Origin of the sequence: Shinella sp. 838 (genome assembly GCF_029623935.1) — a bacterium.
GTDB lineage: Bacteria > Pseudomonadota > Alphaproteobacteria > Rhizobiales > Rhizobiaceae > Shinella.
This window is the reverse complement of record NZ_JARSBQ010000013.1, coordinates 26,213-41,593: the sequence shown is the minus strand read 5'-3', so window position 1 is coordinate 41,593 and position 15,381 is coordinate 26,213. Positions and strand designations below refer to the sequence as shown.

Genomic DNA, 15,381 nt, shown 5'->3' with positions numbered 1-15,381 from the left:
CCAATAGGCCGAGTTGAATGCGTCCGTGTGGAACCCTATCCGCACTGGCCTGTCCTCCCGATTCTTCCTCCATACCATTGAGTTTCAATGGCAAATCACCAGCGCCTCGGTTTAACGCTTGATGATGGCACAGCATTGCGCAATAAATCGCTTCCGGCGTTCGAAATGGACGACTGGTAAATTTTAAACATACCGAGGGAAGCCATGAGCAAGGCCAGCAACGAACGGGCCGTCAATCGGCCGGCAGTTTTCCGCGAGCCGGGCGCCCTGCTCTATGCCGGAAATTGCCAGGACCTGATGAAGGCCTCGCTTGCCGGGCAGGTCGCACTCAATGCCTGGACGCGCCGCGGTTACCCCGGAACCGATCTTGGCGAGGCGCTGCCGCAGGTCTGTTCGGTCGGTGGCTGGGACGCGACGACGCCGCAGGACTGGGGGCTGCGCGAGCATTGCAACGAGGGCGTCAAGATCGCCTATCTCGCGCGCGGCTCGCTTGCGATAACGATGGATGGCCGCAAGACGGTGATCAACGAGGGGCAGATGTTCGTGGTGCGGCCGTGGCAGCTCCATGCGCTCGGCGACCCGACCATTGGTGCCAGCCACATCATCTGGGTGCTGATGGATATGGGTGTGCGTCGGCCGCACGAGACCTGGCTCTGGCCTGACTGGATCGGCTGGCCGGAGCGGGACCGCAAGCGGCTGAGCGAGCTCCTGTCGAAAAACGAGCAGATCTCCTACCTTGCGTCACGCGAGGTTGCCCGCACCTTCCTGGATATCCATGACGTGGTCGCCGGGGGTGATATCGAGGGCGGCGAGGCGCGACTGCGCCTGCTGATCTCGATGATGTTGCTGCAGTTCCGCCAGATGCTGGAGAACGAGGCGCCCGTGCTCGATCTTGCGCTTGCAAGCTCCAAGCGTACGGTGGAGATTTTCCTGAAGCGGCTTCGGCATGCGCTGGAGGAGGACTGGACGCTGGAGAACATGGCAGCGGAGTGCAACCTTTCGCGCACCCAGTTCACCCAGCACTGCCAGGTGCTGACCAACATGACGCCGGTGCGCTACCTGCAGATGCTGCGGCTCAATGCTGCCCGGCAGCTCCTGGAGAGCGGCCAGCAATCCGTCACCAATGTTGCCTATGACTGCGGCTTTTCCTCCAGCCAGTATTTCGCCACCTGCTACAAGAAGCGCTTCGGCTTCTCCCCGATGGAGACGCCGCGCCAGCAGGGTGCAATGGCAACTAGCCGGTGGTGACGACACCGCCGTCGATGACGAGGGCCTGACCGGTCATCATGCGGCTCGCCGACGAAGAGAGGAACAGGCAGCCGCCAACAATATCCTCCGGCGCCAGCATGTCCTTGAGGCACTGACGGTCGAGATGGGCCGAAAGCGCCTCGGGGGTGACCCATTTCTCCTTCTGCTTGTCGGTCAGCACCCAGCCCGGCGCCAGCGCGTTGACGCGGATCCGGTTCGGGCCGAACTCCCGGGCGAGTGCCCGCGTCATGCCGTTGATGCCGGAATTTGCAGTCACATAGACGGGATAGCCGGCGTTGCCCATCATGTAGCTTATCGAGGTGAAATTCACGATGGCGCCGCCGTTCATCGCCTTCATGCCTGGAAGCACGGCCCGGCAGGCGAAGAAATAGGCCTTCAGGTTGATGGCCATCGCCTGTTCCCAGAAAATCTCGTCGACCGCGAGCGTATCGTGCCGCTGATCGTTGGCGGCATTGTTGACGAGGGCGGTGATCGGGCCGTGAACCTGTGCGGCGGCAGCCAGCGCCTGTTCCAGGGAGGCGAGATCGCTGATGTCGGCCGGCAGGAACAGAGGGCGCCGACCGGTCTTCTGCTCCATCGCGGCGCAGAAGGCGGTGGCGTCGGAGCGCTGGCAGAAGGCGACCCGCGCGCCCTGCCGGAGGAAGCCCTCGGTGAGGGCGGCGCCGATGCCCGAGCCGCCGCCGGTGATGAAGACGGACGCACCTTCGAGGTCCGGATAGATCGTCTCTGACATGTCAGTGCTCCCTTGCCGCTGCGATGCTGATGGATAGGCTCCATTCCCGCGTTTCGCCCGGCTGGAGCCAAACGGCCTTGCCGCCGGCGACCGCATCGGCAAGGCTCTCCATCGGTGCCGTGGTGGGGGCGAGGGAAATCTGGCTGACGGGCGCCTCGGCAGGCCAGCCGCCATAATCCAGCCAGAGGCCGAGATGCCCGGCAGCCTCCGCATTCCAGCGCAGAGTGAAGGTTCCGCGATCTCCGACGACACGCGCCTCGGCCTGCCCTTCCAGGGAGGCAAAGAATTTTGCGGCGAAACGGGTTTTCAGGGGATGGATCCGGTCAAGGGCTGGTAGGCCATCCCGGCCCGGGTCCGGGAAGCTGACGGGGCCCTTTGCAAGAAGGTGCCCGTTGTGGCTGAGGAAGGCCGCGTCCAGGGCTTCGATACCCGGCAGGTGGAGCCGGTCGCCCTCTTCCGGTGCGATGAGAAGATGCTGGGACCACAGATAGGGCATCGCAAGCGAACCTTCGTTCGAGGTGCGATAGACGAGGGAGAGGTGGTCGCCATCGAGCGTGAGGGTACGCTGGAAACTGAGCGGGCCGGCCCGGCCGGTTGTCGTGATGCTTTCGTCCGTCGCTTCCATGTCGACCTGGCGGCCCCAGAATTCGCCGTGGTCGCGAAGCGTCATCGGCCAGGCGCTCACCTCGCATGCCGCGGCGGAGGGAAAACATTCGTCCCAGCCGCGTGCCTGTTCGACGCCAAAGGTCGCATCCTGGGCGGGCGAGCCGACTGCAGGCCCCGGAACCAGCCAGTTGCGGCCGGTCGTAAGATCGGTGAGTTCGCTTACCCGTCCGCCGAAATCAGGCTCGAGGCGCAGGCGAAGGGTTCCATTGTCGAGGACGATGCCGCTCATGGCCGCTCCTGTTGCAGACGGGAAAGGGTTTCTGACCATTGCCGGGCGATCGACAGCCCGACGGGCTGGACGGGCAGACACGGGGCTCGGTCGTGGATCGCGATACCGGCATTTTCGCCGAGGATGCGCTTGCCGTAGGTGATGAGATGTTCGAGCGACTGCATGACGAAGGTGGCGGCGGGAAGCGCTGCGGCATAGAGCGCCTCGGCCTCCACGTGGCGGTCCGCTTGCCACAGGTCGAGGATACGGGCCGCGACCGGTGCGATGTCGGGCGCGAGCACGAAACCGCGGCAACCGATGCGAAGGGCATCGGTCATTTCCAGCCCGCCCCGCCCGCCGACGACCGCAAGGCTGTCGCCCGCCACGTCGATGATGCGGGCCAGGCCGAGCGCCGCGTCCTCGGCTTTCACGGCGGCAAGGTTGGAAGCCCGTTGCTTCAGGCGGACGAGGTCTTCGCCGGAAAGGGCGCGGCCGAGATATTGCGGTGCGTTCTGCACGGCGACGGGCAGCGCGGTCGATGTCGCGACACGGGCGAAAAAGTCGAGATAGACATCCGCGCCATAGCTGCCGACCATCGGGGGCTGGAGGATGAGCCAGTCCGCGCCTGCGGCTGCTGCGCAGGCTGCAAGCTCCACCTGCTCGCCCACCGAATTGCCGGCGATAGTCACCGAAAACGGCAACCGGCCCGCATTGGCGCGTGCTGTCGTTTCGACCAGTGCGCAGCGTTCGGCGAAGGTGAGCTTGAGCACCTCGGTCGCCAGTCCCAGCACGGTGATGCCGTGGCAACCGGTCTCGACGCAGTACTCGACCTGCGCCTTCATCGCACCGTGATCGAGCGCCTCTTGCGCGTCGAACAGGGCAAAGAGCACGGCGTAGACGCCGTCGTGAATGTTGGTTCTTGTCATGCTGCACCCATCATGATGTCAACGCCGCGATCTGCGACCGCCATGGCGGGCGCGTTGGTGTTTCCGCTGGTAATGCGGGGCATCATGGAAACGTCGAAGACGCGCAGGCCCTCGATGCCCTTGACGCGCAGGTCCGGCGTCAGCACGGCGAGCGGATCGTCCTCGGCTCCCATGCGGGCGGTGCCGCAGGGGTGGTAATTGGTCTTGACCGTGCGCTTGCAATGGGCAAGCAGCTCGGCATCGGAGCGGAAGGCCTCACCGGGGAAAATCTCACCCTTGATCACCTTCGCCATCGGCCCGGTTTTCAGCACCTCGCGGGCAAAGCGCAGGCCGGCGATCTCGTGGCGGATATCGTCCTCATGGCCGAGATAATTGGAGTTGATCATCGGCAGGGCTGCCGGATCGGCCGAGCGAAGGCGCACCGTGCCGCGCGCCTTCGGCTGCAGCAGGCAGGAGTTGAGCGTGACGCCGTCCGTGGGCGCGACACCCATGACGTCGCGGTCGAGATAGACGGTCGGGACGCAGTAGAACTGGATCATCGGCTCGCCCGCGGGGTCGAGAGGATTGATGAAGGCGCAGGTCTCGCAGCCGTTCGTCGAAACGGGGCCGGAGCCGAACAGCATGTATTGAAGGCCATTGCGGAGCATGCGCAGGCCGCGGTCCTCGCCGTAATAGCCGAGCTTTTCATGGGTGGCAGCGACCAGCGGAACCTCGTGGTGGTCCATCAGGTTCTCGCCGACGCCGGCAAGGTCCGCCTCGACGGCGATGCCGTGTCGGCGCAGGTCGCGTGCCGGGCCGATGCCCGAGAGCATCAGGATTTTCGGCGTGCCGAAGGCTCCGGCTGTGAGGATGACGTCGTTTGCCGCATGGAGCTTGCGGATCTGGCCGCCTTCGGCGATTTCGACGCCCACTGCCCTGCCGCCTTCTATGAGGAGACGCAGGACGCGCACGCCGGTCATGACGGTCAGTTTCGGATTGGTGGCCACGGGCTCGATGAAGGCCTCGACCGCCCCGCAGCGGCGGGCGCCGCCGATCGTCGTCTGCATGTAGCCGACGCCGGCCTGCGTGCCGTCGTTGAAATCGTTGCGCAGCGGCAGGCCCATCTCCTGTAGCGTCTTGACGAAGACATGGGAGATTTCGGCGATATGGCGCGGGTTGGAGACCGTCAGCGGCCCGTCCGTCCCATGCGCAGGGCCGGCGAGCGACTGGTTGCCTTCCTGCCGGCGGTAGTGTGGCAGGATATCGTCCCAATCCCAGCCGATGCCGTTGGGGCCGGCCTCCGTCATGCGGTTCCATTCGTCGTAGTCGGACCGCCGGCCACGCATGTAGACCATGGCGTTGACGGTCGAGCCGCCGCCGAGCACGCGGCCCTGCGGCAGGTCGTGCGACCGGCCGTCGAGCTGCGGTTGCGGTTCCGTCTTGTGGAAGGTCAGGTATTTGCTGCCCTTCAGCATCTTCACGAAGCCGGCCGGCATGCGCAGCAGCGGATGGCGGTTCGACGGCCCTTCCTCGATGAGTGCGACGCGGGCGCCATGTTCGCCAACCAGTTTTGCCGCGGTCACGCAGCCGGAGGAGCCGCCGCCGACGATGATGTAGTCGAAGTCCGTCATCTCACCATTCCGCAATCGAGCCGTCCGCATGGCGCCAGACCGGCGCCCGCCAGGCGTGACCTTCCACGGCGCGGGCGCGCACCATGTCCTCGTCCACGTCGATGCCGAGACCGGGACCCATCGGGATCGGCAGGAAGCCGGCTTCGATCTTGAAGCGGCTTTCCGGCTTCAGGTAGTCGTTGAGGTCGCCGCCCTTGTTGTAGTGGATGCCGAGGGACTGCTCCTGGATGACAGCGTTGTAGCAGATCGCATCGACCTGGAGGCTGGCGGCCAGCGCGATCGGCCCGAGCGGGCAATGGGGTGCCATGGCGATGTCGTAGCTTTCCGCCATATGGCCGATACGAACCATTTCGGAGATGCCGCCGACATGGGCCGTATCCGGATTGATGATGCCGGCCGCGCGCTTTTCGAAGACGGCGCGGAAATCATAGCGGCTGTGCAGGCGCTCACCGATGACGAGGGGAATGGACGTGGTGCGCGCAAGGTCCGCCATGTGGTCGACCTGAGCCGAGACCACCGCATCCTCGATGAACATCGGCCGGAGCGGCTCGATTTCCTTCAGCAGGATTTTTGCCATAGGCGCATGCAGGCGGCCGTGGAAGTCGAAGGCGAGATCCATGCGGGTGCCGACCGCATCGCGCAGTTCGCCGAGCTTGGCGACGATCCGGTCGATCTTGGCGTAGCTGTCGAGGAACTGCACCTCCTCGGTCGCATTCAGCTTGCACGCGTCATAACCGGCCTCGATAAGCGCTGTCGCATCGGCGACGAGATTGTCGGGCCGGTCGCCGCCGATCCAGCGATAGGTGCGCACCCTGTCGCGCACCTTGCCGCCCATTAGCGCATGCACCGGCTGGCCGAAGGCCTTGCCCTTGATGTCCCACAGCGCCATGTCGACGCCCGACATGGCGCTCATCAGGACGGGGCCGCCGCGGTAGCAGCCGTTGCGGTAGATCATCTGCCAGGTGTCTTCGATCAGCAGTGGATCGCGGCCAATGAGAATGGTTTCCAACTCGCGTATCTTCGCCGCCAGCGTTTCCGCATGACCCTCGAGCACCGGCTCGCCCCAACCGGAAATGCCCTCGTCCGTGGAAACCTTGAGGAACAGCCAGCGCGGGGCGACGACGAAGGTTTCGAGTTTGGTGATTTTCATTGGGAAGTCCTCAGCCGGGCGCCGGATGCGCTGTCGAAGTAACGGATGCCATTGGAGGAGAGCCGGAGGTGGACGGTGGCGCCGATCTCCGGACGGAAGTGCTTGTCGGCCTTGAGCACCAGCCGGCCCTTGCCGTGGTCGGCGACGACAAGCGTCGCATCGCCCGTCGGCTTCACGGAATAGACGGTGACCGTGAGGTCACCCGCCTCGCCCTCGGCGGCGACCGTGATGTCCTCGGCGCGAATGCCGAGCTGGGCTTCTTTCGCGTCGGCTATGCCCGCCGCCGCGATGCTGGCCTTGCCGGAGCGGAAGGCACCGCCCTGGATGTCGCCGGGAATGAAGTTCATCGGCGGCGAGCCGAGGAAGCCGGCGACGAACAGGTTGTCGGGATCGTCGTAGATCTGGTCCGGCGTGCCGATCTGGCGGATTTCGCCGGCCTCCATGATGATCACGCGGTCGGCCAGCGTCATAGCCTCGATCTGGTCGTGGGTGACGTAGATGGTCGTGATGCCGGTCTCGCGCTGGATGTGCTTGATCTCGGCCCGCATCGCGCCGCGCAGCTTGGCGTCGAGGTTCGACAGCGGCTCGTCCATCAGGAAGACATCCGGCGAGCGCACGAGCGCACGGGCGAGTGCTACGCGTTGGCGCTGGCCGCCCGAGAGGTTCTTCGGCAGCCGGTTCGCATAGGGTGCAAGGCCCACTTTCTCCAGTGCGGCAAGGGCGGTCTTTTCCCGCTCGGCCTTAGCCATGCCGCGGGCGCGCAGCGGATAGGCGACATTGTCCAGCACTTTCATATGCGGATAGAGCGCGTAGTTCTGGAACACCATCGCCATGTTGCGTTCGCGCGGCAGGCGGTTGGTGATGTCGGCGCCGTCCTTCAGCACAGTGCCGGTGGAGGCGGTCTCCAGCCCGGCGATGATGCGCATGGTCGTTGTCTTGCCGCAGCCTGAGGGGCCGAGCAGGACGAGGAACTCGCCGTGGGGGATATGGAGATCGATGGGCTTCAGTGCGGTCAGCGCACCCCAGCTCTTGGTGATGGATTGAAGCGTGATTTCGGTCATGTCAGCGATAGGCCCCCATGGTCAGGCCACGGATGAGGTGGCGCTGGAAGACAAGGATGAAGAGGATGATGGGGATGATGAGCAGGCTGGCGGAAGCCGAAAGCTCTGCCCAGGCGATCGTCTGGTAGCCGATGAAGCCATAGAGGCCGACCGGCACGGTGCGCACCGCCGAATCCCCCAGCACCAGTGCGAAGAGGAACTCGTTCCACGAGAGGAGGAAGATCAGGATGCCGACCGAGATGAGCCCGGGCATGGCGAGCGGCAGGGTGATACGGGTGAAAACCTGGAAATGGTTGTCGCCGTCGAGGCTTGCCGCCTCCTCGATCTCGCGGGGCAGTTCGGAGAAGAAGCCGCGCAGCAGCCAGACCACGATCGACAGGTTGAGCGTGACATGGGCGAGGATCAGACCCAGATGCGTATCGAGCAGACCGAGTTGGTAGTAGAGCACGAAGAACGGGATCAGCATGGCGACGGGCGGCGTCATGCGCGAGGAGAGCAGCCAGAAGCCGAAATCGCCGCGCCCGCGGAAGGAGTATCGCGCGAGGATGTAGGCGGCCGGTGCGCCAAGCGCGAGCGTCAGCAGGCTGGAGCCGGCCGCCACGATCGTCGAAGAGGCGAAATAGGCCCAGATGTCCGGGTTGCCGATGACCTTGGCGAAATTGGCGAAGGTCGGCTCGAACAGGAAGAGCGGTGGTCGAGCCATAGCCTGGATCGGCGTCTTCAGCGCGGTCATGAAGATCCAGTAGAGCGGAAATATGCACCAGATCGCGAAGACGTAGAGGATCAGCCGGCGCAGCCAGACGGAGGTGAACAGCTTCATGGCGCGTAATCCTTCAGGTCGAACAGGCCGAGCCGGCGAAGGAAAACCTGGCCTGCCACAAGGGTGAAGACGAGCATGACGATGGCCAGTGCCGAGGCGTAGCCCATCGACAGGAACTCGATGCCGTATTTGTAGGCGAGCAGGTTCAGCGTGCGCGTGGCGACGCCCGGCCCGCCGCCGGTCAGGACGAAGATGATGTCGAAGGTCTTGAAGGCATCGATCAGCCGGAACAGCAGGGCGAGGGCGAGATAGGGCTTCAGCCGCGGCAGGGTGATGAGGAAGAAGGTGCGGAACGGGCCGGCGCCGTCCATCTGGCTCGCCTCTTCCGGCTCCGGCGGCAGCGCTGCCATGCCGCCCATCACGATGAGCAGGATGAAGGGCGTCCATTGCCAGACGTCGACGAGGATGAGCGACAGGAGCGCAGTCTCGGGCGCGGCCGTCCAGGCGCTGGGAGAAACGCCCATCAGGCCGAGCATGTAGTTCAACACACCCTGCGTGGGGTTGAACATCAGCCGGAAGGTGAAGGTGGCGGCAATCGGGGTGATCGCCATCGGCAGGAGATAGATGACGCGCAGCCACGACGCCTGCCGGACCTCGTGATGCAAAAGGGCAGCGATGCCGACGCCCAGCACCGTCTCGATGCCGACCGCGACGATGGTGAAGATCGCCGTTATGCGTGCGGCATCCCAGAAGTCGGCGGAAGAGAGCAGGTCGGAATAGTTCTTGAGGCCGACCCAGTTGATCGTGTCCGGCGCGGTCAGCGAATAGTCGGTGAAGGAGAGATAGACGCTGACGAGGAAGGGGACGAGCGTCAGCGACAGCATGAGGATCGTCGCCGGCGCAAGCATCCACAGGATGAAGCTGCGCTCGGCGCGTTGGATTGTGGTCTGGCGGAGGGGCACGGGCCTGCCTTTCTGATCGGGAGCCCCCCGACCGAAACGCTCGGGGGGCTTGAAATCCGTGTCAGCCCTTGAGGGCAGCATTGATCTTTGTCGTGGCCGCGGTAAGCGCAGCCCTGGCGTCGGCCTGGCCGGTGACGACCTGGTTGATCGCCACGGCGAAGGGATCGAGGATCTCGCTGGACTTCTTGTGGAACCAGGCCGCCTTGAAGATTTTGGCGTCACCGGAGTTGAGGTTGAGGAGGGCGGCTGCCGATGCCTCGGCACCGAAGCGCTTCTGGAACGCCTCGCTCTTCCAGGCGGAATTGCGCACGGTGGCGAGCCCGCCGGCAGCACTTATCAGGCAACCCGGTTTGGAGTTGAGGAAGCTGAGGAGCAGGAACGCCGCCTTCTTCTTCTTCGAATAGGCGTTGATGCCGGCCTGCCAGGCCCAGATGTTCGGCTTGATGGGGTGTTCGCCGGCACGCGGCAAAGCAGCATAGACCGCATCGCCCGCCACCAGGCTCTTTTCCGGATTGGAAATGTCGGTGGCGAAGTTCGAGCTGCCGCAGCCGAGCGCCGCGGCGCCGCTGGAAAAGTCGTTCAGGGCTTCGTACCAGTGATAATTGCCGACGCCGATCGGTCCCGCCTCGCGCAGCAGGCGGCCATACATCTCGACGCCGGCAATTGCCGCATCGCTGTCGAGCACGCAGCGCCCTTCCCCGTCGATGATCTCGCCGCCATAGGAGAAGACGAAGCCGCCGCAGGTCCAGGGACCGGCGGAGCTGTCGGACTTCGCGCGCATCGCGATACCCGCTACGGTGTCGGTCTTCAGCTTCAGTGCCGTAGCGAGAAGGTCGTCCATCGTCGCGGGAACGGCAAGGCCGGCCTCGCCGAGCATCGCCTTGTTGGCAAACAGCGTCTGCGCCTCGGCGGTGATCGACATCGAATAGTTCTGCCCGTCTGTCTGGGCGGGGAAGTCGCGTGCCATGGCGAAGATGTCGTCCTGATCGTACCAGGCGGCATCGAACAGTGCCTTGTCGGCATAATAGGCGTCGAGCGGCTCAGCCCAGCCGGCGGAGACGAACTGGCCGAGCGCGTGGATCATCATCACATCGGGCTCGGCCGACTTGGCGCCGAGCTTGATTGGCATCTGTGAGGTGTATTCCGTCTCGGACTGGGTGTTCAGCTTGACGGAAATGCCGGTCAGCTCGGTGAAGAGTGGCAGCAGGGGCTCGATCGCCGCGCTCCATGGATGCGTCATCGCCTCGATCGTCAGGCTTTCGCCCTTGAAGGCCATCCAGTCGACATCGGCGCCGGCAAAACCTGCGCGCGCTTCTTCTGCCGTCTGCGCGAAGCTCAGCCGCGGCGCGACGGTCAGCCCGAAGGCCGCCGCCGCGGCGCCAGTCATCAGTTGGCGCCGGCTCAGGCGTGTCTCTCTGTTCATCATGCTCTCCTCCTCTTCAGATCCGGTGTGGCCGCGACGTTTGGATCCCATAGGGCTGGGATCGGGCTCCTCCGGCCTCGCTCACGATGGCGCGAACATATCGATACTATTGTTTGTGTCAAGTGTAGTACTATTGGATTTTGTGTGCGACTGTTTGCGCGTCGGGATCATTTCCGCTATTCCAGCAGGAACAAGAGACGGCGGGGGCAAGGTTTGACGCAGCAGCACGAGATAGAGACGCCGGACGCAGCATCGGCCAGCGTCCACGAGACGATCGTCACCACCATGGGAAAACGTATCGTTTCCGGGCACTACAAGCCGGGTGCGGTGATCGGCAGCGAGACCGATATCGGCCAGACCTTCAGCGCCTCGCGTACCGCGACGCGTGAAGCCCTGAAAATCCTGAGCTCAAAGGGCCTGATCGAAGGCAAACCCAAGATCGGCGTCGTCGTACGGTCCACCGAACGGTGGAACATGATGGATTCTCTGGTGCTCGACTGGGCGCTGCAGGATGCAAACCAGGCGGAAAAGGCGATCTCGGACCTCTATGCTCTGCGCATGGCGATCGAGCCGAAGGCGGCGCGTATGGCGGCGCGCAACCACGATCAGGCCAATGAAGCGACGGTCCGGCGCGCGCTGCGCGGCATGGCGACCTATCTCGACGAGAACGACCGGGTCGAGCAGGATGTCGCCTTCCACATCGCCATCCTGCGCGCGTCGGGAAATCGCCTCTTCTTCTCGCTCGGCGAGCTGATTTCGGTCGGCCTGCGCCACCTCTTCCACGCAGGCCTACGGGCCACGAGCGAGGAGGATGACCGCTGGATCCGGCGCCACAAGCGGGTTGCGGACGCGGTCTTCGCGCGCGATGAGGCCTCGGCGGAGGCGGAGATGGTCGCGCTGCTGACGGAGGCGCAGCAGACCCACGAGATCATCCCGTCCTGAGCCGGACGGAGGAGTCCTCGCCGCTCAGGGCCGCCCTTTGAGGTGGCCAGTCGGAAGCGCCGTCGTATACTTGATCTGACTGAGCGCGAAACTCGAGCGAATATTGGCGACACCAGGGATGAGCGTGAGGAAGTCGACGACGAGGGCCTGGAATTTCATCAGGTCCTCGACCACCACGCGAAGCATGTAGTCCGCTTCCCCGGTCATCAGGTAGCACTCGACGATTTCCGGCTTGGTGCGGATGGCGGCGTTGAAGACGTCGAGCGATTCCCGGTCCTGCTGTTTCAGCGAAACCTGCACGAAGACATTGACCGCCAGCCCCAGCGCCTGTGCATCGACCAGCGCGACCGAACCCTTGATGACGCCGTTTTCCTTGAGGTCGTTGACCCGCCGCCAGCAGGGCGAGGCCGACAGGCCCGTTGCCTCCGCCAGTTCCGAAATGCTCATTTCGGCATTCTGCTGCAGGAGATCGAGGATGCGGATGGAGGCCGCATCGAGGCCTGGTTTGGAAATCGGCATGACTGACCGCAGAAAGAGGAGTTATCGGAATTCTGTTTCGCAATTTCGTGGTTGCCGGTCAACTGCGGTCAGTTTTCCCGTTTGTGCCGGTGTAGCATTCCTGGTCATTTGAGGACGGGGAGTGAGACGAGCATGAACGAGGCGGCCTTGACGCCAGCGCAGCTGGAATGCCTGAAGGACCTGGAGCGGCAGGTGCTGTGGCATGCCTGCTGGATGATCCACAATGCCAACCACCTGCGCGAAAAGGGCGAGGTGAAGGTCGGCGGCCACCAGGCTTCCTCGGCCTCGCTCGCCTCGATCATGACGGCACTCTACTTCCATGTGCTGCGGCCGGAGGACCGTGTTGCCGTCAAGCCGCATGCCTCGCCGGTCTTCCATGCCATCCAGTATCTGATGGGCAACCAGACACGCGAAAAACTCGAGAATTTCCGTGGGTTCGGCGGCGCGCAATCCTATCCCAGCCGCACCAAGGACATCGACGACGTCGATTTTTCCACCGGTTCCGTCGGGCTTGGCGTGGCGATCACCGCCTTTGCCTCGATCGTGCAGGACTACATTGCCGCCAAGCCTTGGGCGAGGACGCAGCCCGGCGGGCGCATGATCGCGCTGGTTGGCGATGCGGAGCTCGACGAGGGCAACATCTATGAATGCCTGCAGGAAGGCTGGAAACACGATCTGCGCAACACCTGGTGGGTGATCGACTACAACAGGCAGAGCCTGGACGGTGTGGTGCATGAAGGCCTGTGGCAGCGCATTGAAGGCATTTTCACCGCTTTCGGCTGGGATGTGAAGGTGCTGAAATACGGCGCGCTCCAGCAGGCCGCCTTCCGGGAACCGGGCGGCGAGGCGTTGCGCGACTGGATCGACCGTTGTCCAAACCAGCTCTATTCCGCGCTGACTTTTCAGGGCGGGGCTGCATGGCGCAAGCGTCTCACCGACGAGATCGGCATGCAGCCGGGTGTCGCCGACCTCTTGGCGGCGCGCAGCGACACCGTGCTTTCCGATCTCATGGGCAACCTTGGCGGCCATTGCCTCGAAACGCTGATCGATACGTTCGAGAGTATCGATCACGACCGGCCGACCGTCTTTCTCGCCTATACGATCAAGGGCTGGGGCACGCCGCTTGCCGGCCACAAGGACAATCATGCCGGCCTGATGACCAAGGCGCAGATGGAGACGTTCCAGGAGCGCGTCGGTGTCGTGCCGGGTACGGAGTGGGAGACGTTCGGGGCAATCCCCTCGCCTGCCCACGTACGCACGTTCCTGAAGACGGTGCCGTTCTTCGCCAAGGGTGCGCGACGCTTCACCTCCCCTGCCGTGCCTTCCTCCGGCCCGGTTTTCCTCGATGACCGCGAATTGTCGACGCAGGCCGGTTTCGGCAGGATCCTCGATGCGATCGCCAAGCGTGACGATGCCCTTTCGGCACGTATCGTCACCACGGCGCCGGATGTGACGGTTTCCACGAATCTCGGGCCCTGGGTCAACCGCCGCGGCCTTTTCGCCCGTGAGCGGATGGCTGACACCTTCCGGGACGAGCGCGTGCCCTCGGCGCAGAAATGGGAGTTCGGTCCGGCAGGGCAGCATATCGAGCTCGGCATTGCCGAGATGAACCTGTTCCTGCTGCTCGGTGCGGCCGGCCTGTCGCATTCGCTGTTCGGCGAGCGGCTGCTGCCCATCGGCACGGTCTACGATCCCTTCGTTGCACGTGGCCTCGACGCGTTGAACTATGCCTGCTACCAGGATGCCCGCTTCATGATCATCGGTACGCCGTCCGGCGTGACGCTGGCGCCGGAAGGCGGAGCGCACCAGTCGATCGGCTCTCAGCTCATCGGCATGAGCCAGGACGGGTTGGCAAGCTTCGAGCCGGCTTTCCTCGACGAGCTGTCCGTCATCATGGACTGGTCCTTCGACTACATGCAGCGCGACGGCGACGGCACGCACGACAGGCGCACCTGGCTTCGCGACGAGACCGGCGGATCTGTCTATCTGCGCCTGACGACGCGGCCGCTGGAGCAGATCGCGCTTCGTCGCGAGGATCCGGCCTTCCGGCAAGGCGTGATCGACGGCGCCTACTGGCTGCGTCCGCCTTCGGCACGCACCTGCATCGTGCTTGCCTATCAGGGGTGCATCGCGCCGGAAGTCTTGATGGCGGCCGGGCGTCTCGCCGAGACGCATGGCGATGTTTCGGTGCTGGCGGTGACATCCGCCGACAGGCTCAATGCCGGCTGGACGGCGGCGCAGCGCGCCCGCCGCCAGGGGGATGCCAGCGCCCGCAGCCATATCGAGACGCTGCTTTCCACCGTTCCGCGCGATGCGGGCCTCATCACCGCCACCGATGGCCATCCGGCGACGCTCGCCTGGCTTGGCGCGGTGGAAGGGAACCGTACGGTTTCGCTCGGTGTCGAGCATTTCGGCCAGACGGGCACGATTGCCGATCTCTATGCGCATTTCGGCATCGATACACATGCCATCGTGGATGCGGCGCGTTCCTTCCGGACCGCGGGCTGAAACGGAGTACGGCAGCCCCTGCGGGCTGCCGGCAGCCTTTGCAGGGTTTGTGCGGCGCCGAAGATCCTTCTGCGCGGTGCCGCCCTCAACACATCGAGGGGATCCGTCGTGTGAGGCGGGCCCTTGTCAGGTCCATTCGTGTGCCCGCTCCGTTCGGTAAGGCCGCTCGGCAACAAAGAGCGACGGGGCGTGGCCGGCGACATAGTGCATGGCATCCGCATCGTCGTTGAAGCCGACAAAGACCATGAGCATGGCGCGGGCAGCCGGATGACCCTTCCGGCGGTAGGAAAAACGGATGGCGCAATGCGGATACTGCGTATCCAGTGTGCCTTTGCCTTCGTTGCTGTCGCCGGTGAGCGCAACGAACTGGCCGAGAGCAAAGAACCGATCGATGGCGGCAAAGGCCGAGGCTTGCAACATCTGCTGGTTTGTGCCGGCACCGGCGGGGCGGCCGTAATAGAGGCTATCGGTCTGGCCCTTGCGACGCGCCGTTTCATAGACGACGAGGCCGCCTGCCACCGCCAGCTCCAGATGAGCGCTGAAAGTCTGGAAGCGTTCGGGATGGCGATCCAGCTCCGTAAACAGACCTCTCAGGTCGGTGACATAGTCTGCGTACAGCGCAGCGTTCATGGAAGGCTCACCTT

14 protein-coding genes are annotated in these 15,381 nt (G+C 64.3%); 3 read left to right on the top strand and 11 right to left on the bottom strand.

The window, feature by feature from the left end; all coding sequences use genetic code 11:
• Positions 1 to 204: 204 nt before the first annotated feature.
• Entirely contained in the window at positions 205 to 1,248 is a 1,044-nt protein-coding gene (locus P9A16_RS28105) for an AraC family transcriptional regulator (RefSeq protein WP_023512802.1), read from the top strand.
• On the opposite strand, the gene P9A16_RS28100 is transcribed toward P9A16_RS28105, so the two are convergent.
• The 9 genes from P9A16_RS28100 to P9A16_RS28060 form a co-directional block, all read right to left on the bottom strand.
• Positions 1,235 to 2,002, bottom strand: coding sequence for an SDR family NAD(P)-dependent oxidoreductase (locus P9A16_RS28100; protein WP_023512803.1), 768 nt, complete (start codon positions 2,000 to 2,002; stop codon positions 1,235 to 1,237). The genes P9A16_RS28105 and P9A16_RS28100 overlap by 14 nt on opposite strands.
• A 1-nt stretch (position 2,003) precedes the next feature.
• Complete coding sequence (locus P9A16_RS28095; RefSeq protein ID WP_023512804.1) at positions 2,004 to 2,897, bottom strand: hypothetical protein; 894 nt, start codon at positions 2,895 to 2,897, stop codon at positions 2,004 to 2,006.
• Positions 2,894 to 3,802 carry a dihydrodipicolinate synthase family protein gene (locus tag P9A16_RS28090; protein ID WP_023512805.1) on the bottom strand — a complete coding sequence of 303 codons (909 nt, stop codon included), beginning with the start codon at positions 3,800 to 3,802 and terminating at the stop codon, positions 2,894 to 2,896. Before P9A16_RS28090 ends, P9A16_RS28095 begins: the two co-directional genes overlap by 4 nt.
• Entirely contained in the window at positions 3,799 to 5,412 is a 1,614-nt protein-coding gene (locus P9A16_RS28085) for a GMC family oxidoreductase (RefSeq protein ID WP_037405388.1), read from the bottom strand. Before P9A16_RS28085 ends, P9A16_RS28090 begins: the two co-directional genes overlap by 4 nt.
• Before the next feature lies 1 nt (position 5,413).
• A complete protein-coding gene (gene dgoD, locus P9A16_RS28080) occupies positions 5,414 to 6,562 on the bottom strand; it encodes a galactonate dehydratase (RefSeq protein ID WP_023516488.1) in 1,149 nt (382 codons plus the stop codon).
• A complete protein-coding gene (locus P9A16_RS28075; protein ID WP_278026257.1) occupies positions 6,559 to 7,623 on the bottom strand; it encodes an ABC transporter ATP-binding protein in 1,065 nt (354 codons plus the stop codon). The genes dgoD and P9A16_RS28075 overlap by 4 nt, the downstream gene beginning before the upstream one ends.
• A gap of 1 nt (position 7,624) precedes the next feature.
• Positions 7,625 to 8,443 carry a carbohydrate ABC transporter permease gene (locus P9A16_RS28070; RefSeq protein WP_023516490.1) on the bottom strand — a complete coding sequence of 273 codons (819 nt, stop codon included), beginning with the start codon at positions 8,441 to 8,443 and terminating at the stop codon, positions 7,625 to 7,627.
• On the bottom strand, positions 8,440 to 9,345 hold the full coding sequence (locus tag P9A16_RS28065) for a carbohydrate ABC transporter permease (protein ID WP_023516491.1): 906 nt from the start codon (positions 9,343 to 9,345) through the stop codon (positions 8,440 to 8,442). The genes P9A16_RS28070 and P9A16_RS28065 overlap by 4 nt, the downstream gene beginning before the upstream one ends.
• Before the next feature lie 61 nt (positions 9,346 to 9,406).
• Positions 9,407 to 10,771 (bottom strand): ABC transporter substrate-binding protein, encoded by a 1,365-nt coding sequence (locus P9A16_RS28060; protein ID WP_278026256.1) that lies wholly within the window; start codon positions 10,769 to 10,771, stop codon positions 9,407 to 9,409.
• Positions 10,772 to 10,981: 210 nt separating this feature from the next.
• Between P9A16_RS28060 and P9A16_RS28055 the strand changes: the two genes are divergently transcribed.
• The gene (locus P9A16_RS28055) at positions 10,982 to 11,710 is read left to right on the top strand and encodes a FadR/GntR family transcriptional regulator (protein ID WP_023516493.1); all 729 of its coding nucleotides are present in this window, start codon (positions 10,982 to 10,984) and stop codon (positions 11,708 to 11,710) included.
• Positions 11,711 to 11,734: 24 nt separating this feature from the next.
• On the opposite strand, the gene P9A16_RS28050 is transcribed toward P9A16_RS28055, so the two are convergent.
• The gene (locus P9A16_RS28050) at positions 11,735 to 12,229 is read right to left on the bottom strand and encodes an Lrp/AsnC family transcriptional regulator (protein WP_023516494.1); all 495 of its coding nucleotides are present in this window, start codon (positions 12,227 to 12,229) and stop codon (positions 11,735 to 11,737) included.
• A 132-nt stretch (positions 12,230 to 12,361) separates the two neighbouring features.
• Between P9A16_RS28050 and P9A16_RS28045 the strand changes: the two genes are divergently transcribed.
• A complete protein-coding gene (locus P9A16_RS28045) occupies positions 12,362 to 14,737 on the top strand; it encodes a pyruvate dehydrogenase E1 component AceE (RefSeq protein WP_023516495.1) in 2,376 nt (791 codons plus the stop codon).
• A gap of 126 nt (positions 14,738 to 14,863) precedes the next feature.
• Here P9A16_RS28045 and P9A16_RS28040 read toward each other — a convergent pair whose 3' ends face one another.
• A complete protein-coding gene (locus P9A16_RS28040; protein ID WP_024270082.1) occupies positions 14,864 to 15,367 on the bottom strand; it encodes a hypothetical protein in 504 nt (167 codons plus the stop codon).
• Positions 15,368 to 15,381: the final 14 nt, after the last annotated feature.

Bases quoted from the DNA above. Each gene is read 5' to 3' on its own strand.
- P9A16_RS28095 (WP_023512804.1), bottom strand. From the start codon at position 2,897: ATGAGCGGCATCGTCCTCGACAATGGAACCCTTCGCCTGCGCCTCGAG.
- P9A16_RS28105 (WP_023512802.1), top strand. From the start codon at position 205: ATGAGCAAGGCCAGCAACGAACGGGCCGTCAATCGGCCGGCAGTTTTC.
- P9A16_RS28100 (WP_023512803.1), bottom strand. From the start codon at position 2,002: ATGTCAGAGACGATCTATCCGGACCTCGAAGGTGCGTCCGTCTTCATC.
- P9A16_RS28075 (WP_278026257.1), bottom strand. From the start codon at position 7,623: ATGACCGAAATCACGCTTCAATCCATCACCAAGAGCTGGGGTGCGCTG.
- P9A16_RS28085 (WP_037405388.1), bottom strand. From the start codon at position 5,412: ATGACGGACTTCGACTACATCATCGTCGGCGGCGGCTCCTCCGGCTGC.
- P9A16_RS28050 (WP_023516494.1), bottom strand. From the start codon at position 12,229: ATGCCGATTTCCAAACCAGGCCTCGATGCGGCCTCCATCCGCATCCTC.
- P9A16_RS28070 (WP_023516490.1), bottom strand. From the start codon at position 8,443: ATGAAGCTGTTCACCTCCGTCTGGCTGCGCCGGCTGATCCTCTACGTC.
- P9A16_RS28040 (WP_024270082.1), bottom strand. From the start codon at position 15,367: ATGAACGCTGCGCTGTACGCAGACTATGTCACCGACCTGAGAGGTCTG.
- P9A16_RS28090 (WP_023512805.1), bottom strand. From the start codon at position 3,802: ATGACAAGAACCAACATTCACGACGGCGTCTACGCCGTGCTCTTTGCC.
- P9A16_RS28045 (WP_023516495.1), top strand. From the start codon at position 12,362: ATGAACGAGGCGGCCTTGACGCCAGCGCAGCTGGAATGCCTGAAGGAC.
- dgoD (WP_023516488.1), bottom strand. From the start codon at position 6,562: ATGAAAATCACCAAACTCGAAACCTTCGTCGTCGCCCCGCGCTGGCTG.
- P9A16_RS28060 (WP_278026256.1), bottom strand. From the start codon at position 10,771: ATGATGAACAGAGAGACACGCCTGAGCCGGCGCCAACTGATGACTGGC.